Source organism: Curtobacterium sp. MCPF17_018, assembly GCF_003234135.1.
GTDB classification, from domain to species: Bacteria; Actinomycetota; Actinomycetes; order Actinomycetales; family Microbacteriaceae; genus Curtobacterium; species Curtobacterium flaccumfaciens.
On sequence record NZ_QKSJ01000007.1, the window covers coordinates 105,554 to 127,120 of the forward strand.

19 protein-coding genes are annotated in these 21,567 nt (G+C 71.8%); 5 read left to right on the top strand and 14 right to left on the bottom strand.

Features of this window, described 5'->3' with window-relative positions; genetic code table 11:
- The first annotated feature begins 43 nt into the window (after positions 1 to 43).
- From DEJ27_RS09915 to DEJ27_RS09930, 4 genes are all read left to right on the top strand, one after another.
- Positions 44 to 1,594 (top strand): DUF3375 family protein, encoded by a 1,551-nt coding sequence (locus DEJ27_RS09915; protein WP_110859896.1) that lies wholly within the window; start codon positions 44 to 46, stop codon positions 1,592 to 1,594.
- Positions 1,591 to 2,382 carry a DUF4194 domain-containing protein gene (locus DEJ27_RS09920; RefSeq protein WP_110859894.1) on the top strand — a complete coding sequence of 264 codons (792 nt, stop codon included), beginning with the start codon at positions 1,591 to 1,593 and terminating at the stop codon, positions 2,380 to 2,382. The genes DEJ27_RS09915 and DEJ27_RS09920 overlap by 4 nt, the downstream gene beginning before the upstream one ends.
- The gene (locus DEJ27_RS09925) at positions 2,379 to 5,747 is read left to right on the top strand and encodes an ATP-binding protein (RefSeq protein ID WP_110859892.1); all 3,369 of its coding nucleotides are present in this window, start codon (positions 2,379 to 2,381) and stop codon (positions 5,745 to 5,747) included. Before DEJ27_RS09920 ends, DEJ27_RS09925 begins: the two co-directional genes overlap by 4 nt.
- 595 nt (positions 5,748 to 6,342) lie before the next feature.
- Positions 6,343 to 6,657, top strand: coding sequence for a hypothetical protein (locus DEJ27_RS09930; RefSeq protein WP_051596716.1), 315 nt, complete (start codon positions 6,343 to 6,345; stop codon positions 6,655 to 6,657).
- A gap of 166 nt (positions 6,658 to 6,823) precedes the next feature.
- On the opposite strand, the gene DEJ27_RS09935 is transcribed toward DEJ27_RS09930, so the two are convergent.
- On the bottom strand, positions 6,824 to 8,290 hold the full coding sequence (locus tag DEJ27_RS09935) for a peptide MFS transporter (protein ID WP_181430132.1): 1,467 nt from the start codon (positions 8,288 to 8,290) through the stop codon (positions 6,824 to 6,826).
- 198 nt (positions 8,291 to 8,488) lie between these two features.
- Between DEJ27_RS09935 and DEJ27_RS09940 the strand changes: the two genes are divergently transcribed.
- On the top strand, positions 8,489 to 10,627 hold the full coding sequence (locus DEJ27_RS09940) for an acyl-CoA dehydrogenase (RefSeq protein ID WP_111090851.1): 2,139 nt from the start codon (positions 8,489 to 8,491) through the stop codon (positions 10,625 to 10,627).
- Positions 10,628 to 10,694: 67 nt separating this feature from the next.
- Here DEJ27_RS09940 and csrA read toward each other — a convergent pair whose 3' ends face one another.
- The 13 genes from csrA to DEJ27_RS10005 form a co-directional block, all read right to left on the bottom strand.
- Complete coding sequence (csrA, locus tag DEJ27_RS09945) at positions 10,695 to 10,955, bottom strand: carbon storage regulator CsrA (protein ID WP_111090852.1); 261 nt, start codon at positions 10,953 to 10,955, stop codon at positions 10,695 to 10,697.
- Positions 10,956 to 10,959: 4 nt separating this feature from the next.
- Positions 10,960 to 11,925 (bottom strand): hypothetical protein, encoded by a 966-nt coding sequence (locus DEJ27_RS09950; protein ID WP_111090853.1) that lies wholly within the window; start codon positions 11,923 to 11,925, stop codon positions 10,960 to 10,962.
- A complete protein-coding gene (locus DEJ27_RS09955) occupies positions 11,900 to 13,954 on the bottom strand; it encodes a flagellar biosynthesis protein FlhA (protein WP_027465543.1) in 2,055 nt (684 codons plus the stop codon). Before DEJ27_RS09955 ends, DEJ27_RS09950 begins: the two co-directional genes overlap by 26 nt.
- Positions 13,951 to 15,144 carry a flagellar biosynthesis protein FlhB gene (locus tag DEJ27_RS09960; RefSeq protein ID WP_111090854.1) on the bottom strand — a complete coding sequence of 398 codons (1,194 nt, stop codon included), beginning with the start codon at positions 15,142 to 15,144 and terminating at the stop codon, positions 13,951 to 13,953. Before DEJ27_RS09960 ends, DEJ27_RS09955 begins: the two co-directional genes overlap by 4 nt.
- A gap of 4 nt (positions 15,145 to 15,148) precedes the next feature.
- Complete coding sequence (locus DEJ27_RS09965) at positions 15,149 to 15,907, bottom strand: flagellar biosynthetic protein FliR (RefSeq protein ID WP_111090855.1); 759 nt, start codon at positions 15,905 to 15,907, stop codon at positions 15,149 to 15,151.
- Complete coding sequence (locus tag DEJ27_RS09970; protein WP_027465541.1) at positions 15,907 to 16,182, bottom strand: flagellar biosynthetic protein FliQ; 276 nt, start codon at positions 16,180 to 16,182, stop codon at positions 15,907 to 15,909. Before DEJ27_RS09970 ends, DEJ27_RS09965 begins: the two co-directional genes overlap by 1 nt.
- Before the next feature lie 9 nt (positions 16,183 to 16,191).
- Positions 16,192 to 17,028 (bottom strand): flagellar type III secretion system pore protein FliP, encoded by an 837-nt coding sequence (fliP, locus tag DEJ27_RS09975; RefSeq protein ID WP_110859880.1) that lies wholly within the window; start codon positions 17,026 to 17,028, stop codon positions 16,192 to 16,194.
- Positions 17,025 to 17,585, bottom strand: a complete 561-nt coding sequence (locus DEJ27_RS09980) for a flagellar biosynthetic protein FliO (RefSeq protein ID WP_110859878.1) — start codon at positions 17,583 to 17,585, stop codon at positions 17,025 to 17,027. The genes fliP and DEJ27_RS09980 overlap by 4 nt, the downstream gene beginning before the upstream one ends.
- Before the next feature lie 7 nt (positions 17,586 to 17,592).
- On the bottom strand, positions 17,593 to 18,297 hold the full coding sequence (gene fliN / locus DEJ27_RS09985; RefSeq protein WP_110859876.1) for a flagellar motor switch protein FliN: 705 nt from the start codon (positions 18,295 to 18,297) through the stop codon (positions 17,593 to 17,595).
- Positions 18,297 to 19,175 (bottom strand): flagellar motor switch protein FliM, encoded by an 879-nt coding sequence (locus DEJ27_RS09990; protein ID WP_110859874.1) that lies wholly within the window; start codon positions 19,173 to 19,175, stop codon positions 18,297 to 18,299. Before DEJ27_RS09990 ends, fliN begins: the two co-directional genes overlap by 1 nt.
- 108 nt (positions 19,176 to 19,283) lie before the next feature.
- Positions 19,284 to 20,213, bottom strand: coding sequence for a flagellar motor protein MotB (locus DEJ27_RS09995; protein ID WP_110859872.1), 930 nt, complete (start codon positions 20,211 to 20,213; stop codon positions 19,284 to 19,286).
- A gap of 2 nt (positions 20,214 to 20,215) precedes the next feature.
- Positions 20,216 to 21,040 carry a motility protein A gene (locus DEJ27_RS10000; protein ID WP_110859870.1) on the bottom strand — a complete coding sequence of 275 codons (825 nt, stop codon included), beginning with the start codon at positions 21,038 to 21,040 and terminating at the stop codon, positions 20,216 to 20,218.
- 1 nt (position 21,041) lies between these two features.
- Positions 21,042 to 21,344, bottom strand: coding sequence for a flagellar FlbD family protein (locus tag DEJ27_RS10005; RefSeq protein ID WP_110859868.1), 303 nt, complete (start codon positions 21,342 to 21,344; stop codon positions 21,042 to 21,044).
- Positions 21,345 to 21,567: the final 223 nt, after the last annotated feature.

The window sequence follows — 21,567 nt, forward strand, 5'->3', positions numbered from 1 at the left end:
AGCACGCGGGCCTCACCACCAGCACGATCGGACGAAGGGGCGCATGACCGACGTCGACCTCGAGTTCGCCCGGGTCCGAGCGGTCCTCGACCGTCCGACCCTGCGGCTCATGTCCCGGCCGACCAGCGCCACGGTCCTCGCCGTGTTCCGCACGGTCTTCGACCGCGACGTGCAGTACGTGCCCGCCGACCGCATGCACCTGCAGGTCGAGGAGCACGTCGCGCGCCTGCAGGCGGCGGGTGCCCGCGTGCCCGCCAGCGACCCGGCAGTGCCGGCGGCCCGCGAGCAGGCCGAGGGTGAGCAGGAAGCCCGACCGAACGGCCGCGCGCTGTGCCGCGAGTGGGTCGGCGCCCAGTGGCTCGTCCGCTCGAACTCCCCCGACGGCGACGAGCAGTACTCCCTGACCAGCCACGCGCTCGAGGCGCTCTCGCTCGTCGATGCCCTGTCGGCCGACCGCGCCCTGATCAGCGAGAGCCGGCTGGCGATGATCGTGGACGCGGTGCACCGGTGGGCGGCCCGCGCCGAACCCGACCCCGACGTGCAGATCCGCCGGATCGACGCCCAGATCGCCGAGCTGCAGGCCGAACGCGAGCGCCTGGAGCACGGCGACGACGTCGTGGCCGTCGACGACGACCGGATGCGGGACGGGTACACGAACATCTCCGACCTGATCCGGCAGCTGCCGAGCGACTTCAAGCGGGTGGAAGAAGCGGTCGCGACGATGCACCGCTCGATCGTCGAGGACTTCCGGCAGGAGGTCCGCCCCATCGGCGAGATCCTCGACGACTACCTGGCGCGCACGGACAACCTGATGGAAGCGACGCCCGAGGGCCGCGCCTTCGAGGGCGCCTTCGAGCTCCTCCGCGACGACGCCCTCCTCCTGCGGCTCCGTGACGACATCGCCACGATCCTGGCGCACCCGTTCGCGCAGGGCCTCGGAGCCGGCGAGCGTCGGGCCTTCCGCAACACGGTGACGATCCTGCGCCAGGGCATCGAGGACGTCCTGGCCCAGCGCCGTCAGCTCACCGCCACGCTCCGCGACCAGATCGTCGCCCACGACGTGGTGCGCGACCGCGAGCTCGACGCGGTGCTCCGCTCGATCAACCGCGGCCTCGCCACCCTGATGGACCAGGGCGGTGCACGCGATCGGATCCCGCTGCCGCTCCTGCCGGCGGCCGCCGAGGTCGGCACGCTGCGCGAGCGCTTCTACGACCCGGACGCCGAGTCGGTGCCGCCGCCCATCGAGGAACCCGACGACGACGTCTTCGAGGACCTCGACGTCGAGATGCTCCGCAAGCACGGTGGGCCGCTCCTGACCGAGCTGCGCGCGGCACTCCGCTTCGCCGAGGCCGACTCCAGCGTCGACGCGTTCCACGGGTTGCCGCCCGAGCAGCGCCGACCGGTCGAGCTCTTCGGCCTCGCGCACCTGCTGACGGGGCGCGACGACTTCGAGTCGGCCGCCCACGTCGCCGAGCACCGCACGGTCCGGCCCGACGGCACCGCGATCACCTTCCACATGCCCACCGCTGCGCTCGACGACGAGCGCACTCCGGTCGGCGACGCACACCACGAGAACGCACAGGAGGCACGGTGAGCGACACGACGCCGACACCGGTCGACGAGACGGTCCCCTACGACGACCCCGCATCGGTGATGCAGGACGACGAGCGTGACGAGTCCAGCTTCGCCCTCTTCGAGGGCGACGAGGGCCGGCTCGACGAGCACCAGCGACGCGCCCTGGTGGCACTGCTGCGGCACTCGTACGTCAGCTCCCGCACGCACCCCGACGAGTGGCGTGCCGTGCTCGACGCCGAGTACCAGCTGCGGTCCCGCCTGAACGACCTGTTCCTCGAGCTGCACGTCGACCGTGACCGCGAGGTCGCCTGGAAGCGCCAGGCCCGGTCGGAGAGCCAGCGCCGCACCTTCCCGACCCTGCTCCGCGACCTGCCCTACACCCGCGAGGAGACGATCGTCCTCGTCTACCTGCGGATGCGCCTGCGCGCCGACGCCCGACCGGGTCCGGACCAGGTCGTCGTCGACCGGTCCGAGATCCTGGGGCACGTGGCGGGCTTCCGTCCGGCGACCGCGACCGACCGCACCCGCGACGAGGGCCGGGTGGCGAAGGCGATCGAGCGCCTCGTGACCGCGCGCATCCTGATCCGCACCTCCGACCCGGACCGCTTCCGGGTGGCGAGCGTCGTCGAGGTGCTGCTCCCCCTGGAACGGCTGCTCGAACTGGACGCGTGGTTGCGGACCACCACCGCGCAGGACGAGGCGACCGCCCCGGGCGGTGAGGCGACCGACGGAGCCGCCACGGGCCTCCCGGACGACGACGAGACGGACTCCGTGACCGACACCGACCTGGACGAGGCGAGCGAATGACCGACACGTTCGAGATCCCGGCGCTCTTCGACACGGTCGCGCAGTGGCGCGCCGAGTCGATGCAGGTCGTCAACTGGGGTGGGTTCCACGGCCACCGGCAGGTCGAGCTGTCCGGCACGGCGACGCTCATCTCCGGCGCCTCGGGAACCGGCAAGTCCACGCTGATGGACGCCTACCTGGCCGTGATGATGCCGTCCGACGTGCCGTTCAACGGCGCCTCGAACGACGCCACCACCGGCCGCGCCCGCAGCGCCGACCAGCGCAACCTGCTCACGTACCTGCGCGGCAAAGTCGACACCCGGCGCGACCCGGAGACCGGCAGCCTGCGCGACGTGAACCTGCGCGGCGACGACCAGACCACGTGGGGCGCTGCGGCGGTCACGTTCCGCAACGACGACGAGCGGCGCTTCACGGTGCTGCGTGCGTACATCGTGCCGAAGCGTGCCCGCGGGGTCGGCGACATCCAGATGACCATGGCGACGGTCGACGACACCTTCGACCTGCGCCGGCTCGAGGAGTTCGTGCCCTCGCGGTTCCACCACCTCGAGTTGACCGGCCGCGTGCCGGGGCTCGTCATCCGCGACACCTACCAGGAGCTCGCCTACACGCTGCAGACCCGGCTGGGCATCGGCGACTCCGGCGGCGGCAACCGCGCGATGCGCCTGCTCGCCCGGATCCAGGCCGGTCAGCACCTGCCGACCGTCGACGCGCTGTACAAGTCGCTCGTGCTCGAGACCCCCGGCACGTACGAGGCGGCCGACCGGGCCCTCGCGCACTTCTCCGCCCTCGACGAGGCGTACGAGGCGATGGACACCGAGGAGCGCAAGGTCCGCATCCTCTCCCCCATCACCGACCTGCACGACGAGATCTCGCGCGCGACCGAAGCCGCAGCGGCCCTGGACGGCATCGCGACCGGCGCCGAGGTGTCGCCGTTCGCGCACTGGACGGCCTCGCGGAAGCGTGATCTGCTCGACGCCGAGGTGTCGCGCAACGCCCGCGAGCGCACGGCATCGCGCGCCGAGGTCGCCGCGGCCGAGGCCCGGCACGCCGCCGTCGAGATCGAGCTGCGCGACGCCGAGGCCCGGCTCCGCGACCAGGGCGGCAACGCGCTCGCCCAGCTCGAGGACCGCATCGAACGACTCACCCGTGAGCGCGACGCCGTGGTCCGCACCCGCGCCACGTTCGACGACCGCACCGCGGTGCTCGGAACGTCCGTCGCGACCGAGGCCGACTTCACCGCCGCGCAGCGCAGCTCGCACGAGTTCCTCGGGTCGTACACCGACGCGCGCACCGCCCTCGACGAGCGGCGCGACGCCCTGACCCGCGAGGAGTACCCGCTCCTCGACCGCGAACGGTCCCTGCGGCAGGAGCGCCAGTCGCTCGAGCACCGGCAGGGGGCCATGCCGCTGCCGATGCACGAGGCCCGGCTCGCGATGGCCCGCGCCGCCGGCATCGATCCGGCCGAACTGCCCTTCGTGGCGGAACTGCTCGACGTGCTGCCCGGCGAGGAGCGCTGGCGCACGGCCATCGAGTCGGTCCTGGCGCCCGTCGTCCGCACGCTGCTCGTCGACCAGGACCGCCTCGGCGACTTCAGCGAGGCGATCGACGCACTGCGCCTGCCCGTCCGCGTGCAGTTCGAGGGTGTGCCGACCGGCCCGCACCTGGACCTCGACGGCGACCCGGCGATGGTGTCCGGCAAGCTCGCCATCAAGCCGTCGCCGTTCAGCACCTGGGTGCGCGAGCGGATCGAGTCCGACCGCACCGACGCCCGCTGCGTCGCCTCGGCATCGGACCTCGGCGGTGGTGGCCGTCGGGTCACCGAGTCCGGGCAGCTGCGCGACGGCCGTCGTGGCGCACACGGTGACCGCCGCCAGTCGAACGTCATCGGCTTCACGAACGAGGCCCGCGTCGCCGCGGTCGAGCAGGAGCTCGCCTCGATCGCGCAGGACCTCGCGACGCTCGAGGCCCGCCGCACCGACGTCGCGCAGGACCTCACCGCGCTCGACGTGCTCCGCGCCGCACATCAGCACGTGGTCGACGCCACGTGGACCGCGATCGACGTCGACGGGCCGGGGACGTCCCTCGCCCGGCTCGACGAGGAACGGCAGGCGCTGCTCGCCGCCGACGACGGGCTCCGGACGCTCCGGGCCTCGGTCGCGCGACTGCGGAAGTCCCTGGACGAGGCGGCCGACCGTCGCTCGGCCGCACGGTTGTCCGTCCAGCGGCTCGAGGAGCGCCACGCGGTGCTCGTCGACGGCCAGGACGCCGCCGCCGAGATCCTCGAGCGCTTCGAGTCGTCGCCCGGCTCGCTGCCCGACGACCAGCAGGCCCGCCTGCTCGAGGAGACCTTCGAGGAGATCGGTGCCCCGGACGGCGTCGACGGGTTCGACGACGCCACACGACGGCTCAAGCGGCGGCTCGAGGAGCGGCTCTCGCAGGCCCTCGACGGTGCCGCGGCGGCCTCGACCTCGTTGACGCTGACGTTCCAGCGGTACCAGGACGCCTGGCCCGACCCGAACCTCGGCACCGGCGTCGCGTCGTACCCGGACTACCACGCGATCCTCGACCAGATCGTGGCGACCGGCCTGCACGCGCGTCGGAGCGAGTGGCGTCGACGCCTGTCGCAGTGGAGCGGCGAGGACCTCGTCCCGCTCGCCGGCGCCTTCGACCGCGCCGTCGTCGAGATCGAGGAGCGCCTCGAGCCGGTGAACGAGATCCTGCGGGAGCTACCGTTCGGCGCGAACCGGGACCGCCTGAAGATCCAGATCCGCCGGGTCACCCGCGAGGACGTCACCGCCTTCCGCCGCGAGCTCCGCGCCCTGTCGGCCTCGGTCGACACCGAGTTGACCGACGACGTGCTCGAGACCCGGTTCCGACGGCTCCGGCGCTTCATGGCGGTCATCCGGCCCGACCCGGACGCCGCCCGGGGCCGCACCACCCAGCGCGACGCCGTGCTCGACGTCCGGCGGCACATGGAGATCACGGCCGTCCGGTACGACACCGACGGCAACGACCTCGGCGTGTACTCGTCGCTCGGCGACAAGTCCGGTGGTGAGACGCAGGAGCTCGTGGCGTTCATCGTCGGTGCCGCGCTGCGCTACCAGCTCGGTGACGAGACCCGTCCCCGGCCCCGGTTCGCTCCGGTGTTCCTCGACGAGGCGTTCATCAAGGCGGACTCGGAGTTCGCCGGCCGGGCGGTCACCGCGTGGCTCCGGCTCGGGTTCCAGCTCGTCGTGAGCGCGCCGCTCGACAAGGTCACGGCGCTCGAACCGTCGATGGAGCGGCTCCTCTCGATGCGCAAGCACCCCGAGTCGGGCCACTCGTCCATCACCGAGATCGCCCGCGTGGAGCCGGCCGCCGTCTGACGGGCCGGGGTGGTCGCGCGTGTCGGGTGGTCGCGCGTGTCGGCTGGTCAAGGCACCCCGCTCAGGTTCGCCGAGGGGTCACGGACCGTCGGATGGAGGCCGCGCAGCCGACAGTTCGTGACCGTTCGGCGCGCCGCAGGCGGGGTGTCCTGACCACCCGGCCCGCGCTCTGGACACGACCGACAGCGGCCTGGAGGCGCGGTGCGGGCCCGGTACGAGTCTCCCGGCCGTCGTCCCGCCGGTCGCAACACCCCGCTCAGGTTCGCCGAGGGGTAACGAACCGTCGGATGGCGGCGGCGCCGCCGACAGTTCGTGACCGCCCGACGCGCTGCAGGTGGGGTGTCCTGACCACCCGGCCCGCGCTCTGGACACGACCGACAGCGGCCTGGAGGCGCGGTGCGGGTCCGATACGGGCCTCCCGGCCGTCGTCCCGCCGGTCGCAACACCCCGCTCACCTCCGCGCGCTGGTCACGAACCGTCGCCTGGCGGCGCCGCCGCCGACGGTCTGCGACCGCTCGGCGCGCACCCGGCGGGGTGTCCTGACCACCCGGCGGCCGGGCCGTCAGCGTGTCGACAGGTGCCGCACAGACGTTCCATGACCACGCGCCGCTACGGTGATGGCGTGTTCGGACGCCGCCGCTCCCCCAGTCCCCGCCCCGACGACGCTCCCGGTCTCGGCATCGGTGCCCTCGTGCAGGTCATCGACACCGACCGGGGTGGCGAGCAGTGGGCCGACGAGCCGATCGGGGTGATCGTGGCTCCCGGCGGGAGTCAGATCGGCGGGACACAGCGCACGTGGACCGTTGCGTTCGAGGAGCCCGTGTACACGAAGGACGGCCGCGGCCCCTTCGAGCGCGCGACCGTCCTGAGTCGTCAGCTGGTGCCGGTCACGACCGACAGCGGCGAGTAGTCCGGGTCAGGGACTCAGTACTCCTCGGAGCCGCTCTTCATCATGGCCGCGACGGCCATGCAGCACCCGACGCCACCGAGGACGCCGACGCCGATGATGATCCCTGCGATGAGTTCGAGCATGGGTGGTGACTCCTTGGTTGCGTCGGCGTGTGGCTCCGCTCAGGTTACCGGATGCCGCGCATGAGCCGCAGCACCGGCTTGGCCAGGAGCAGCAGGACCACACCCACCACGACGGCGACCAGGCCGAGGATCGTGAAGTACGGAGCCTCGTTCGCCGGGTCGTAGTAGCGGGACAGCACCCCGGTGACGGCGGTGCCGAGCGACACCGACAGGAAGAACAGCGCGACCATCTGCGTCTGGAACTTCGGCGGCGCGAGCTTCGTGGCGACGGACTGGCCGACGGGCGAGAGCAGCAGCTCGGCGAGCGTGAACACCAGCAGGATGCCGACGAGCGCGAGCAGCGGCGTGCCGTTCTCGCCCGAGCCGGTGAACGGCAGGAAGAGCAGGAACGCGAGCCCCATGATCCCGGTGCCGAGTGCGAACTTCGTCGGGGTGGACGGCTGGCGGTCGCCGAGCTTGGTCCACAGCGCCGCGAAGACGCCGGACAGCACGATGATGAAGACCGGGTTGATCGACTGCACCCACGACACCGGCATCTCCCAGCCGAACAGCGAACGGTCGAGTCGTTCGTCGGAGTAGACCGTCACGACGGTGAACTGCTGCTGGTACAGGGACCAGAACACGGCGCTGCCGATGAACAGCGGGATGAACGCGAAGACCCGCGACCGCTCGTCACGGGTGATGCCGCTCGACAGGATCACGACGAAGTAGCCGATGGTGGCGAGCACGACGACCGCCACCACGACGGTGGGCAGGTTGCCGACGTTGAGCAGGCCGGTCAGCACGGCGACGACGATGACGACCAGCGCGACGACGACGCCGGCACCGATGAGCGGCAGACGGCGGGGGTCGACCGGGTTCGCCACGTGGCGGACGACCTCGGGCAGCTTCTTCCGACGGATCGCGTACTGCACCAGGCCAGCTGCCATCCCGACGGCGGCGAGGCCGAAGCCCCAGTGGAAGCCGAGCGAGCTCTGCAGCAGCCCGGTGAGCAGCGGTCCGAAGAACGCCCCGAGGTTCACGCCGAGGTAGTACAGCGAGAAGCCGGCGTCGCGGCGCGGGTCCTCGCGGCTGTAGAGGCCGCCGACGATCGTGGTGGCCGTGGCCTTGAGCCCGCCGGAGCCGAGCGCGATGAGCACGAGGCCGACCCCGACCCCGGCCACCCCGGGGACGAGCGCGAGGGCGATGTGCCCGAGCATCACGACGATCGCGCTGCCGAACAGGGTCCGGTCCGCACCGATCAGCCGGTCGGCGATCCACGCCCCGATGATCGTGAACAGGTAGACCGCGCCGCCGTAGGCACCCATGATGCCGGCGGCGATGCCCTTGTCGATCCCCAGGCCACCCTGCGTGACCGTGTAGTACATGTAGATGAGGACAATGCCCTGCATGCCGTAGAACGAGAACCGCTCCCAGAGCTCCACGGCGAACGGTGTCGAGAGCTCGAACGGTTGCCCGAAGAAGGTGCGTCCGGGACGGCCTTCGCGGTCCGCGGGGGTGGTACGTGACATGGCGGCCAGTCTGCCCCTGGCCGGGTGGGCACGCCCAATCGTCGAACACCGCTCATGTCTTTGGAGGGTTCCCACGACCTCGTGACGGCATCGACGACACGGTGTTGTGCGGCGCGCACGGCGTTCCCGCCACTGTCGGCACGGGTGTCTAGCGTGGACGGTGCAACACGGACACCGCAGTTCAGGAGGACTCCGCCCATGGTCGACACCGCACCCGCCCAGCGCACCACCCCCGCCAGCGGCAGCGACACCGCGCCGGACGTCGACGCGCAGCACGCCGCGCCGAACGCCGACGCCGCCGGCGACCCGGCAGCGGGCACCCCGACCGCCGGCACGGACACCGACGTCCGCATCGACGTCGAGCTGGTGCAGGAGCTCCTGCTCGGACGCTGGGCCGAGGACCGCCGGATCTCCCGACGGCTCGCGCTCGACCCCGCGATGCAGAAGATCGAGGGCCAGCCGATCCCCGAGCACCGGGCACGCGTGCTCGAGCAGCTCCGGACCCTGGTCGACGCCGGGGCCATCCAGCGCCCCTACCCCGCCGAGTTCGGCGGCCAGAGCAACCACGGTGGCAACCTGGCGGCGTTCGAGGAGCTCGTCACCGCCGACCCGTCGATGCAGATCAAGGCCGGGGTGCAGTGGGGACTGTTCGGGTCCGCCGTGCACCACCTGGGAACCGAGGCGAACCACCGCGAGTTCCTGCCGGGCATCGTCTCGTTCGAGGTCCCCGGCTGCTTCGCGATGACCGAGACCGGCCACGGCTCGGACGTGCAGAGCATCGCCACGACGGCCACGTACGACCCCGCGACCGAGGAGTTCGAGATCCACACGCCGTTCCGCGGTGCGTGGAAGGACTACATCGGCAACGCGGCCCTGCACGGTCACGCCGCCGTCGTGTTCGCGAAGCTCGTGACCGCGGGTGTCGACCACGGCGTGCACGCGTTCTACGTCCCGCTCCGCGACGCCGAGGGGGCGTTCCTGCCCGGCGTGAGCGGTGAGGACGACGGCCCCAAGGGCGGCCTGAACGGCATCGACAACGGCCGGCTCGCCTTCGACCACGTCCGGGTCCCCCGCACGAACCTGTTGAACCGCTACGGCGACGTCGCCGCGGACGGCACCTACTCGTCGCCGATCGCGTCGCCCGGCCGTCGGTTCTTCACGATGCTCGGCACCCTGGTGCAGGGCCGGGTATCGCTCGACGGCGCCGCGGTCGTCGCACAGAAGATCGCGCTGCAGATCGCCCTGACCTACGCGATGCAGCGCCGTCAGTTCCCCACCGGTGACGGCACCGAGGGCGTGCTGCTCGACTACGGCCGGCACCAGCGCCGTCTCATCCCGCGCCTGGCGACGGTGTTCGCGCAGTCGTTCGCGCACGAGAAGCTCCTGCGCACCTTCGACGACGTCTTCAGCGGGCGCGAGGACACCCCGGAGCGCCGGGAGGACCTGGAGACCCAGGCCGCGGCGTTCAAGTCGATGTCGACCTGGTCGGCGCTCGACACCCTGCAGGAGGCCCGCGAGTCGTGCGGCGGTGCCGGGTTCCTCGCCGAGAACCGTCTGACCGGGCTCCGCGCCGACCTCGACGTCTACGTGACGTTCGAGGGCGACAACACCGTGCTGCTGCAGCTCGTCGGCAAGCGCCTGCTCACCGAGTTCCGCGCGAGGGCCCCGAAGGACCCGGCGTCCACCGCGAAGTTCGTGGCGGCCGTCGCGGCGTCGAAGCTGGCCGACGCGTCCGGCATCCGTCGCCTCGGCCAGACCGTGGCCGACCGCGGCTCGCTGGCCGCCAGCGTCGCCGACCTGCAGGACCCCCGCACGCAGCGCGAACTGCTCGCCGGCCGGGTCGACACCATGGTCGCCGAGATCGGCATGCGCCTGGCGTCGGCCGGCAAGGACCGAGCACGCGCCGCCCGACTGCTGAACCGCTCGCAGCACGAGCTCATCGAGGCGTCGAAGGCGCACGCCGAGCTCATGCAGTGGGACGCCTTCACCGAGGCGCTCGACGAGGTGACCGAGGGCGACACCCGCCGTGTGCTCGTCTGGCTGCGCGACCTGTTCGCACTCGGCCTGCTCGAGCAGCACCTGGACTGGTACCTGCTGCACGGCCGGCTGTCGGCGCAGCGTGCCCGTGCGGTGTCGGCGTACATCGACCGGCTCGTCGCCCGGGTCCGGCCCATCGTGCCGCAGTTGATCGAGACCTTCGGCTACGAGCCCGGTCACGTCCGGGCGCCGATCGCGCTCGGTGCCGAGCAGGCCCGACAGGACGAGGCACGTGCCTGGTTCGCCGCCGAGGCTGCTGCCGGCCGTCTGCCCGAACAGGAGAAGAAGCCCCGTCCGTGACGGACGTGCAGCCCCGTCCGTCACGGACACGCGGCCGCGCCCGTGACGGGCGTGGCCGTGTCGGGAGCTAGGAGTCGGTCGGTTCCGGCGCAGCCCCGCCGCGGGCCCCGAGCGCCGCGCGCAGCTGCGCCTCGGCGTCGTCACCGGCAGCGGCGGCCTCGGCGTTCGCCTCGGCGACCGCACGCACGACCTCTTCGCGCTGGATCTTCACGCCGCGTGGGGCGTCGATGCCGATCCGGACGCCGTCGCCCCGGGAGTCGAGCACCGTGATGACGATGTCGTCGCCGACGAGGATCCGCTCGCCGACCTTCCGCGTGAGTACCAGCACGCGTTCAGCCTAGCGACACGACGGGGAGCCCCAGCAGGTCCACCGACTCGGGCGTGGCGGTCTCGCCCGCACCGATGGCTACGACACCGACCACGGGCAGCCTCGAGGCCACCGCCGACACCATCGCGGCCGAGTCCGCCGGCTTCCGCCCGACGTCGACCACGACCCACACCTGGTCGGCCTGCAGCGCGTCGCCGGTCGCCCGGTCGTCCCACGCGGCGACGGCGAGCACGGCGTGACCGTCGCGGACACCGTCGGCCCGCGCCAGGATCGCCGCACGGCGGTCGGCGGCGTCCGTCGGCCGGAGCACGTGCCGCACCGCGAAGAGCCCGGCGGCCGCGTCGACGTCGTTCGGCCGCCCGACCAGGAGCACCAGGTCACCGTCAGCGGACCGCACGGCCGGGGCGGTGGACCGGGCCACCGCTGCCAGCGAGGGCGAGCCGAGGACGCGGGACGGGCCTCCCGACCGGGTCTCGACGACCGGCTGCGCGACGGCCACCGCCTGCGCGTCGGCCACCGGCTGCGCGTCGACGGCGGCCTGGAGGCGCGGGTCGACCCCCGTGGGCACGTCCGGCTCACCCGGGGCGCGCGTCGGGCGCGGGGCGCTCGGCGTGATCCCGTCCGCCTGGAATCCGTCGAGCACCGACGCGAAGGCGTCGGCCCGCGTCGTCGCGGTGCCGTCGGTGCCGGCGATGCGGGCCTCGGCCGCCTCGGCGTCGGCGAGCAGCGCGGCGATGCCGACGCGCTGCACGGGCGAGTCGGCGATGACCACCCGGGCGGTGGGCTGGTCCCCCGGTTCCGGCACCTCGACGGTGGCCTCGACGTGCGCCTTGCGGAACAGCCCGCCGAAGCCCGGCGTGGTCACGCGTTCGGCCGCGACGATCCGCGCACCCGCGCCGAACTCGGTCCGGACCGCGTCGCGGACCGACTCGAGCGTGGCGCCGCTACGCTGCAATCGGGTCGGCGGCACGGACCACTCCCACGGTCTCGATGGTGGAGCCCGCGGCGGTGGCCTCCTGGTACGACAGCACCGGGAGCCCGTTCGACTGGGCGGCGACCATGCGGTGCACGGCCGGGCGGAGCTGCGGGGCGCAGACCAGGACGGCGGAGAGCCCCTGGTCCTCCACGGAGCGCACGGCGTCGCGGACGGAGCCCAGGACCTGCTCGATGCGGTGTGCGTCGAGCACGATCTGGCTGCCCTGCTCGGACGGCCGGAGCCCCTCGAGCATCGACTGCTCGAGCATCGGGTCGATCATGATGACGCGCAGGGTGCCGGCGTCGGTGTGCCGGGCGGCGAGGGCCGGGCCGAGGGCCGCACGGGCGGACTCGACGAGCCCCTCGGGGTCGGTCGACACCTTGGCGCGGAGCGTGAGGGCCTCGCAGATCCGGCCGAGGTCGTTGATCGGCACGCGCTCGGCGAGCAGGCCCTGCAGCACCCGCTGCAGTTCGGCCATCGAGAGCATGCCGGGGACGAGTTCCTCGACCGCCGCGGGGTTGACCTGCTTGACGCCCTCGGTCAGGACCTTGACGTCCTCGCGGGTGAGCAGGCGTGCCGCGTTGTCGCCGATGACCGCCTGCAGGTGGGTGACGAGCACGGAGACCCGGTCGATCACGGTCGCGCCGGTCATCTCGGCGGCGTGCCGGAGCTCGGCGGGCACCCACTTGCCGGTCAGGCCGAACACCGGCTCGACGGTCGAGGTGCCGGGCAGGCCGTCCAGGTGGTCGCCGAGCGCCAGGACGCTGCGGGCGGGCGCGGTGCCCCGACCGGCCTCGACGCCGGCGATCCGGATGGCGTACGTCGACGGCGGCAGGTCGATCGAGTCGCGGGTGCGCACCGGCGGGACGACGATCCCCATGTCGATCGCGATCTTGCGGCGGAGGGCTCGCACCCGGCCGAGCAGGTCGTCGGAGGCGCCGGACACCATGTCGACCAGGTCGGGGGCGAGCAGGATCTCGAGGGCGTGCACGCGCATCTGCTCGAGCAGGTCCTCCGGGGTGTCGCCGGTCGGTGCCGCCGCCGCGAGTGCCTGCTGCTGGGCGGCGTCGGCCTCGGCCCGGGCGGCGTTCCGGCCGATGCGCCAGCCCGTGAAGAGCAGGGTCGCGCCGACGAGCAGGAAGGGCAGGATCGGCATGCCGGGGATGAACCCCATCGCGATCGCGGCGACACCGGCGATCATCAGGGCGTTCCGCGACTGCGACAGCTGGGTCGCGGCCGAGGAACCCATCTCGGACTCCGCGCCGGACCGGGTGACGATCATGCCCGTCGACACCGCCATCAACAGCGCCGGGATCTGCGTGACCAGGCCGTCGCCGATCGTGAGGATGCCGTACTTCGACAGGGCGTCGGTGGCGGACAGTCCGTTCTGCAGCATGCCAATGGCGATGCCGCCGATCAGGTTGATGATGATGATCAGGATGCCGGCGATCGCGTCGCCCTTGACGAACTTCGACGCACCGTCCATCGCGCCGTAGAAGTCGGCCTCGGCGGACACCGCGGCGCGGCGCTCCTTGGCTTCCTGGTCGGTGATCAGCCCGGCGTTCAGGTCGGCGTCGATCGCCATCTGCTTGCCCGGCATCGCGTCGAGGGTGAAGCGTGCCCCGACCTCGGCGACGCGCTCGGCACCCTTCGTCACCACGACGAACTGGATGACGATGAGGATCAGGAAGATGACCGCGCCGATGATGATCGACCCGGAGACGGCGACGTGGCCGAACGCCTGGATGACGTCGCCGGCGAAGCCCTCGCCGAGCACCAGCCGGGTGGACGCGACGTTCAGGCCGAGCCGGAACAGCGTCGCGACGAGCAGCAGGGACGGGAACACCGAGAAGTCGAGCGGCTTCTTCACGAACAGCGTCGTGAGCAGGATCACCAGCGCCAGCAGGATGTTGATGATGATCAGGAAGTCGAGCAGGAACGACGGCACCGGCAGGATCAGCAGCAGGATGATGCCGACGATGAACACCGGGACGACGAGCTTCGGCAGGTCCTTGCGGTTCATGCGGGGAGTCCTTCGGTCTGGTTCTCTGCGATGCGCGGTGTGCGGAGCTTGCGGGGGCGGAGGTCGCCGGTCAGGGTGGCGGGGTCGATGACGCTCGCGACCTCGTCCTGGGTGGTCGGCCGCGGCGGCGCGTGCGTGCCGGCCGCGGTGCCGCGGGCCTTGAGCGCCATCACGAAGGACAGGACGCGGGCCACCGGGGTGTACAGGTCGACCGGGATCTCGTGCCCGAGCTCGCACGCGGCGTGCAGCGCCCGGGTGAGCGGGACGTCACGGACGATCGGCACCCGCTCTTCTTCGGCACGCGCACGGATGACGTCGGCGACCGGTCCGGCCCCCTTCGCCACCACCCGGGGCGCGGACTTTCCCGGCTCGTACTTGATCGCGACGGCGTAGTGGGTCGGGTTCGTCATCACGACGTCCGCGGTGCCGATGGCCTGGATCATCCGGTTGCGGCTCATCGCGAGCTGACGGGAGCGGCGCTGCGACTTCACCAAGGGGTCGCCGTCGCTCCGCTTGTTCTCGTCCTTGACCTCGCGCTTGGTCATCATCGTGCGCTTCCGGTTGCGGCGGATCATGACGAACACGTCGAGGGCTGCGAGGACGAGCCCGGCGACGATCGCGGCGCGCAGCAGGGTGCCCGACCCGGCGGCGGCGGCCTCGAGCACGGCCGACAGCGGCAGCGAGCCGCTCGTCATCAGGACCGGCATGAGCCCCTGCACCGCGAACCAGAGGACGAGCCCGACGACGGCGGTCTTGAGCAGCGCCTTCGCGCCGTTCCAGAGCGCCTGGGTGCCGAACACGCGCTTCAGCCCGGCGACGGGATCGAAGTGGTCGGGCTGCGGCGTCATCTTGCGGAAGTGCACCCCGCCCTGAGTGACGGCGGCGGCGAGCACCGCGACCGCGACGACCGCGAGCATCGGGCCGAGGGTCGCACCCATCGATCCGAGGGCGTCGGCGAGCAGGGCCTGCACGGCACCGAGCTCGGGGTCCTCGATGACCCGCTGCACGGCGAGCAGCTGGTCCTGCCCGGCGGCCGCGGCGTTGCCGATCGCCGCCGGGATCATGAGCGCCGCGACGGCGATCCCGATCCACGCGCCGAGGTCCTGCGAGCGACCGATCTGGCCCTTTTCGTGGACCTCGCGCATCCGCTGCTGGGTTGCCTGTTCGGAACGTTCTCCGCTGTCGGACACGTCGTCACCCCCGTCCCGTGATCGCCTCGACGGCGTCGCCGGTCAGCGACGACACCACCGAGGGCAGGGCCATGAAGAGCGCGCCGGCGAACAGGACGGTCAGGCCGATCTTGATCGGGAAGCCCATCTGGAACGCGTTGAGCGCCGGTGCCACGCGGGTCAGCAGCCCGAGGCCGACGTCGGCCAGGAACAGCACGACGACGAGCGGACCGGCGATCTGCAGGGTGGCGAGGAACATCTGCGACATCGCGGTCACGAGCATCGACGCGAGCCCGTCCACGGCGAAGGCGCCGGTGAGCGGCACGGCGTCGAAGGACCGCACCAGACCACCGACGATGAGCTGGTAGCCGCCCGAGGTGAAGAGCAGCGCGAGCGCGGTCATCTGGAACAGGCGGGTGAACTGGGCGCCGTTGACCTGGGACTGCGGGTCGAACGCCTGCGCGAGCGTGAACCCGCCGAACAGGTCGATGAGCGCGCCCGCCGACTGCACGGCGGCGAACACCAGGAACACCAGGAACCCGAGGGACAGCCCGACGACGAGCTGGGTGAGCAGGGCGAGCAGGAACGGGCCCGTGTCGAGCTGCTCGTAGCCGGCGGCGACGCGCGGGGCGACGCCGATGGCGAGCCCCAGCCCGAGGATCACCTTGACCGTGCCGGGGAACGCCCGGTACGAGAACGGCGGCGCGATGACGAAGAACGCGACGAGCCGGACGCCGGCGAGCATGGTCGCCTCCAGACGGTCGGCGTCGATGCTGAGCTCCATCAACCGGCCCCGAGCAGCTTCGGGATCATGTCGAAGGCGACGTGCGTGAACGCGATCATCTCCGAGATCATCCAGTTGCCGCAGACCACCAGGGCGATCGCGACGGCGACGGCCTTCGGCACGAACGAGAGCGTGACCTCCTGGATCTGCGTCACCGACTGGAACAGCGAGATCGCGAAGCCGACGACGAGCGAGGTGATGAGCACCGGGGCGGCGAGCTTGCCGGACACCAGGAGCGCCTGGAGCACGAGGTCGATGACGGCCTGCTGGTTCATGCGTGCCCCCTAGACAACGTGGTAGCTCTCGATGAGCGAGGTGATGATGAGGCCCCAGCCGTCGACCAGCACGAAGAGCAGGATCTTGAACGGCAGCGAGATCATGACCGGCGGGAGCATCATCATGCCCATCGACATCAGGGCCGCGGAGACGACGAGGTCGATCACCAGGAACGGGATGAAGATGACGAACCCGATGATGAACGCGCTGCGGAGCTCCGAGATGATGAACGCCGGGATCACGGTCGTCATCGGCACGTCCGCCATCGACTTCGGGTTGTCGAGCCCGGCGGCGCGGGTGATCAGGGCGACGTCCTCGTCGCGGGTCTGGTGGAGCATGAAGGTCCGCAGGGGTTTCGTGCCGATCTCGACGGCCTGGTTGAAGTCGAGGTGCCCGGCCAGGTAGGGCTGCAGGGCGTCGTCGTTGATGTGCCCGAGCACCGGTGCCATCACGAACAGCGACAGGAACAGTGCCAGTCCGGCGATCACCTGGTTCGGCGGGATCGACTGCAGCCCGAGCGCGTTCCGGGTCATCGCGAGCACGACGAAGATCTTCGTGAACGACGTCATCATGAGCATCAGCGCGGGTGCGACGCTCAGCAACGTGATGCCGATGAGCGTCACCACGGCCGACGACGGCGTGCCGTCCGGGCCGTTCACGCTGACGCTGAAGTCACCGGTCGCGGGGGCGGTCGGGGTCGCCGGGGCGGTCGGTTCGACGACACCGGCGGCGTGCGCGCCGGTCGTCGTGAGCATCAGGAACCCGGCCACGACCGCCAGGCCGAGCAGGACGAGGGCGACGAGTCGACCCGACCGTGCCAGCCGGTGCGGCCCTGCCACGGTCACCCGGCCCGCCGGTTCCGCAGCGCGGCCGCGGCCTGGCGCCAGGTGTCGACCGACAGGATCGAGCCCTGCAGCTGCTGCGCGCTCGGCACCGCGCGCTGCGGACGACGGTTGCGCGGGCGCATCGGCAGCGGCGCGACGGCGCTGGTCGCGTCGGTCGCCCGGGTCACGTCGTCCGTGCCTGCCGGGAGGCCCGGGGTGGCGTCCGACTGCTGCGCGAGTTCCCGACCGAACGCGTCGGCCGACGGGGCGGGACGCACCGGCAGCGCCACCGGGCCGGTGACGATGGTGAGTTCCGGCGCGGGTGCCTGCCCGCTGGTGAGCAGGTTGACGCCGTGCTCGGACACGCCGAGCACGAGCCGCTCCCCCTCGACGTCGACCACGACGACGCTCGCCTTGCCGCCGATGCCCTGCCGGCCGACGACCTCGACGGTCGCCGCACGACGGCCCGACGGCTTGCCCGAGAAGCGCTTGCGGCTCGCGCGGTGCAGCACCCACATGAGGGCGAGCACGACGCCGAGCGAGAGCGCGACGCGGAGGGTGACGACGAGGGTGTCCACGTGCGGGTCAGACCGTTTCGGCGACGTCGAGGATGCGGGTGATCCGGACCGCGTAGTCCTGGTCGACGACGACGACCTCTCCGTGCGCGATGAGCCGGCCGTTCAGCAGGACGTCTGCGGGGGCACCGGCACTGCGGTCGAGCTCGACGACGGCGCCGGGCTCCATGCCGAGCACGTCGCGGACCGACATCCGGGTGCGGCCGATCTCGACCGTCAGGGTCATCTCGACGTTGTTGATCCGGCCGAGGTTGCCGGCCGGCAGGTTCGCCACGACGGGCGCGGACACCGTGCCGTTCTCGCGGATCCGGATGCCGAACCACCCGGCGGGCAGGCCACCGGCGGTCAGTTCGAACACGACGGTGTCCGGGTCGGCCAGCAGTGACGCGGCCGACTCGCGGTTCGCCTCGCCGAGCACACCGACGCCGAGGACCCCGGCCGCGGCCTCGAGCGACGGGCGCAGCACGTCCGTGACGGCCACGATGCCGTGGTCGGTGCCTCCGGCGGCCGTGATCGCCTCGAGGTCGGTGAGCACGAGCGCCAGGTCGGCCGACAGGCCGCCGACGAACGAGGCGACGACGGCGTCCGTCGCCGCGTCGAGCACGACCGGTGTCGCGCCTCCGGGCAGGAGCAGTGCGCTCAGCGGGGCGGCCGTCGGGAGCTGCGCCGCGAGCGACTCGGCCGCTGCGGTGTGGAGGGTGGTCGTTTCGGTCATCAGTGCTGCTCCGTGCTCGTGGTGGTGACGACGATGCCGGCGAGGCGCGAGCCGTTCGCGCCGACCGCGGCGGTGCCGACGGGTTCGCCGTCGACCGCGATGGTGAGGGGCCGGTGCTGCGGGTGCGGCAGCGGCAGGACGTCGCCGACGGCGAGCCGCAGGACCTGCGTCGGCAGGACCGCGGCCGGGGCGAAGCGCAGGCTGACGCCCACGGGCACGCTCTCGAGCTGCGCGTCGAGCAGGGCTCGGGCGTCGGCGGGCGACACGTGCGCGGCGGCCTCGCCGAGCTGCGGCAGGACGGCCTCGGCCGGCAGGGCCAGCGTGCCCGGGGCGATGCGGTCGCCGACCCGGATCGAGAACGAGGCGACGATCATCAGGTCGCCCTTCTGCGCGGCCTGGGCGAACTGGCTGTTGAACTGGAACCCGCCGACCGTGACGTCCTGCGCGAGCAGCCCGCCGAACGAGTAGCGGAGGTCTTCGAGGGCGTCCTCGACGATCTTGCGGACCAGGGCCTGCTCGATCGGCGTGAAGGTGCGGTCCGGCGTCGGCAGCGGCTTCGAGGCGCCCAGCGCGTGCGACACCCACGTCAGCGCGGCGTCGAGCGGGACCTGCAGCACGCCCTTCGGGGTCAGGCCGGTGATCGGCAGCAGCACCATGCCGGTGAGCGCGGGCAGCGACGCGGCGTACTCGTCGTACGTCGTCATCTGCACCTGCTCGCAGGTGACCTGGCTGACCGCGCGGACCTTCGCCGTCAGCTGCGTGCCCCACTGGCGCGCGAACGTCTCGAAGGCGAGCTCGAGGACCCGGGCGTGCTCACGGGCCAGCGTCGACGGGCGCGCGAAGTCGTACACCTCGGGTGCTGGCAGGGTCTCGGTCACGGGTGCGTCTATCGGTCACCTGTGGGGCACCCGTCAGTGCTGTACCCCGTAGTGGGGCGGTGGCGTCGTCCGTGCGTCAGGCCGTCCGGGCTCCGTCCTGTGTGTGTGTCAGCCCTGCTGCGCTCCGTCCTGTGCCTTCGCCAGCGCCGGCATGAGGGCGCTGACGTCCTGGTCGGCGTTCGACAGGACCACGATGTCGACCCGCCGGTTCAGGGCGAGGTCCCGGTCCGTGCCGCCCTTCGCCAGTGGCCGGCTCGACCCGAACCCGACGCTCTGCACGTGGTCGCCGGGCATCCCGCCCCGCTCGACCAGGTCGCGCAGGACCCCGGTCGCCCGCGCGGCGCTGAGCTCCCAGTTGGTGGCGTACGGCGCGGTCGAGTTCCGCTGGTCGGCGTGCCCCTCGACGCTGACGTCGTGGTCGGAGGTCTTCAGCACCGGCGCGATGGCGTCCATGATCGACCGCGCCTGGTCGGACAGGTCCGCGCTGTTCGTGCCGAAGTACGTCTCGCTGCCGATCAACCGGACGATCAGGCCGCGGGCGTCCACCGTGAACTGGACGTTCTCGGTCTGGCCCGCCTTCGCCAGGTTGCGCTGGATCGCACGCTCGAGCTTCGTCAGGTCGTCGAGCTCGCGCTTCGCCTCGGCGAGGTCCTGCTTCGTCGCCGTCGTCGGCACCACCGTCGACGCGGGGTCGACGTTGGTGTCCTTCGTGCCCGACGAGGCGGTCGAGTGGTCGGCCTGGGACTTGTCCGTCGAGTAGCCGGAGCCGTCCTCGACCTGGTCCTTCGTCACGACGGTGCCGCTCGCGGTGTCGATCTTCTGCGAGTCGACCTCGCCGAAGCCGGTGGCGAGCGACTGCTTCAGCTGGATGTACTTCTCCTGGTCGACGGTGGACATCGCGAAGAGCACGAGGAACATGCACATCAGCACCGTGATCATGTCCATGTACGACGCCATCCAGCGCTCGTCGGGGTGCTCAGCCTCGTCGTGGGACTTCTTCGCGCGACCGCGGCCGCGGCCTCGGGGGTTGGCGCTCACGGTCAGGCCGCCAGCTGCTGGTCGTCGGCCGCGTCGGCCTTCTTGCCGCCCTTGCCACCCTTGCCGCCCGTGTCGGCGCGGGCAGCGGGCGGGACCATGGCCTTCAGCCGCTCACCGAGCAGACGGGGCTGGCTGCCGGCCTGCACCGCGAGCAGCCCCTCCATCAGGAGCGTCTGGCGGTCCGACTCGAGCTGGGCGAGCTTGCGGAGCTTGCCGCCGATCGGCAGCCACATGAAGTTCGCGGTCAGCAGGCCCCACAGGGTGGCGACGAACGCGCTGGCGATCAGCGGTCCGAGCTCGTCGGGCTTGCCGAGGTTCGCGAGCACGTGGGTGAGCGAGACCACGGTGCCGATGATGCCGACGGTCGGCGCGAACCCGCCGAGGCCCATGAAGAACGCGCTCGCGCTCCGGGTCGGGGCCGCGTTCGACTCGATCTCGTCCTCGAGCAGGATCCGCAGCTCGTCGCCGTCGGTGCCGTCCGCGATGTTCTGCAGCGCCTTCTTCATGAACGGGTCGTCGTGCTTGTCGGCCTCCTGCTCGAGGGCGAGCAGGCCGTTGGCGCGGGCGGTCTCGGCGAGCCCGACGACGTCGTCGATGACCGACGCCGGCGGGGTGACCTTGCCGGTGAACGCCTTCGGGACCGCCTTGAAGCTGGCGATCGCGTCCTTGAGGGTGGTGCTGGCGATGCCGCAGCCGATGGTGGCGCCGAACACGAGCAGCATCGGGGCGGGCAGGAAGAGTCCACCGAGCTCGACGTGCTCCATCTGGACCATGCCGAACAGGGCGCCGAAGGCGAGCAGGATGCCGACGATCGTTGCGATGTCCACGTCAGCGACCCCCGTCCAGCGCGCGGCCGTGCTGCGTGGAGCGGAGTGCGGCGACCGGGGCGAGCGTGGGCTGCGGGCCGGTGTTCGTGCTCGAGCGGGAGGCCTGGTCGGTGCCGTAGGCCATGCCGACGATCCGTGCGCGGTACGCCGCGATCAGGTCGATGACGTCGGCCATTGACTCCCGCACGATGTACTTCGCGCCGTCGACCATGATGAGCGTCGTGTCCGGCGTCTCCTGGATGCGCTCCACGAGATCGGGGTTCACAGCGAATCCGCTGCCGTTCAGTCGTGTGACGACGATCATGGCCCGTCCTGGTTCTCGATCGTCCCGCCGCCGTCCGTGGGGCAGGATGCGGGCCCGTCCGTGGGCCTGCACGGAGGACTATCGGCGGACGCGGCGGGTGCGTTAGCGACGCGTTCGGGTCGTCTCAGCTGATCCCCAGGAAGTCACTGCATCCGATCGGGGTGCTCCGACGGTAGTGGGGGTACGAGGTCGAGGACGACGTCGTCCGCACCGGCCCGGACAG

Excerpts from the sequence above, each read along its gene's own strand:
- DEJ27_RS09915 (WP_110859896.1), top strand. The coding sequence starts at position 44 with ATGACCGACGTCGACCTCGAGTTCGCCCGGGTCCGAGCGGTCCTCGAC.
- DEJ27_RS09925 (WP_110859892.1), top strand. The coding sequence starts at position 2,379 with ATGACCGACACGTTCGAGATCCCGGCGCTCTTCGACACGGTCGCGCAG.
- DEJ27_RS09930 (WP_051596716.1), top strand. The coding sequence starts at position 6,343 with ATGACCACGCGCCGCTACGGTGATGGCGTGTTCGGACGCCGCCGCTCC.
- DEJ27_RS09935 (WP_181430132.1), bottom strand. The coding sequence starts at position 8,290 with ATGTCACGTACCACCCCCGCGGACCGCGAAGGCCGTCCCGGACGCACC.
- DEJ27_RS09940 (WP_111090851.1), top strand. The coding sequence starts at position 8,489 with ATGGTCGACACCGCACCCGCCCAGCGCACCACCCCCGCCAGCGGCAGC.
- DEJ27_RS09955 (WP_027465543.1), bottom strand. The coding sequence starts at position 13,954 with ATGAACCGCAAGGACCTGCCGAAGCTCGTCGTCCCGGTGTTCATCGTC.
- DEJ27_RS09965 (WP_111090855.1), bottom strand. The coding sequence starts at position 15,907 with ATGGAGCTCAGCATCGACGCCGACCGTCTGGAGGCGACCATGCTCGCC.
- DEJ27_RS09970 (WP_027465541.1), bottom strand. The coding sequence starts at position 16,182 with ATGAACCAGCAGGCCGTCATCGACCTCGTGCTCCAGGCGCTCCTGGTG.
- fliN (WP_110859876.1), bottom strand. The coding sequence starts at position 18,297 with ATGACCGAAACGACCACCCTCCACACCGCAGCGGCCGAGTCGCTCGCG.
- DEJ27_RS10005 (WP_110859868.1), bottom strand. The coding sequence starts at position 21,344 with ATGATCGTCGTCACACGACTGAACGGCAGCGGATTCGCTGTGAACCCC.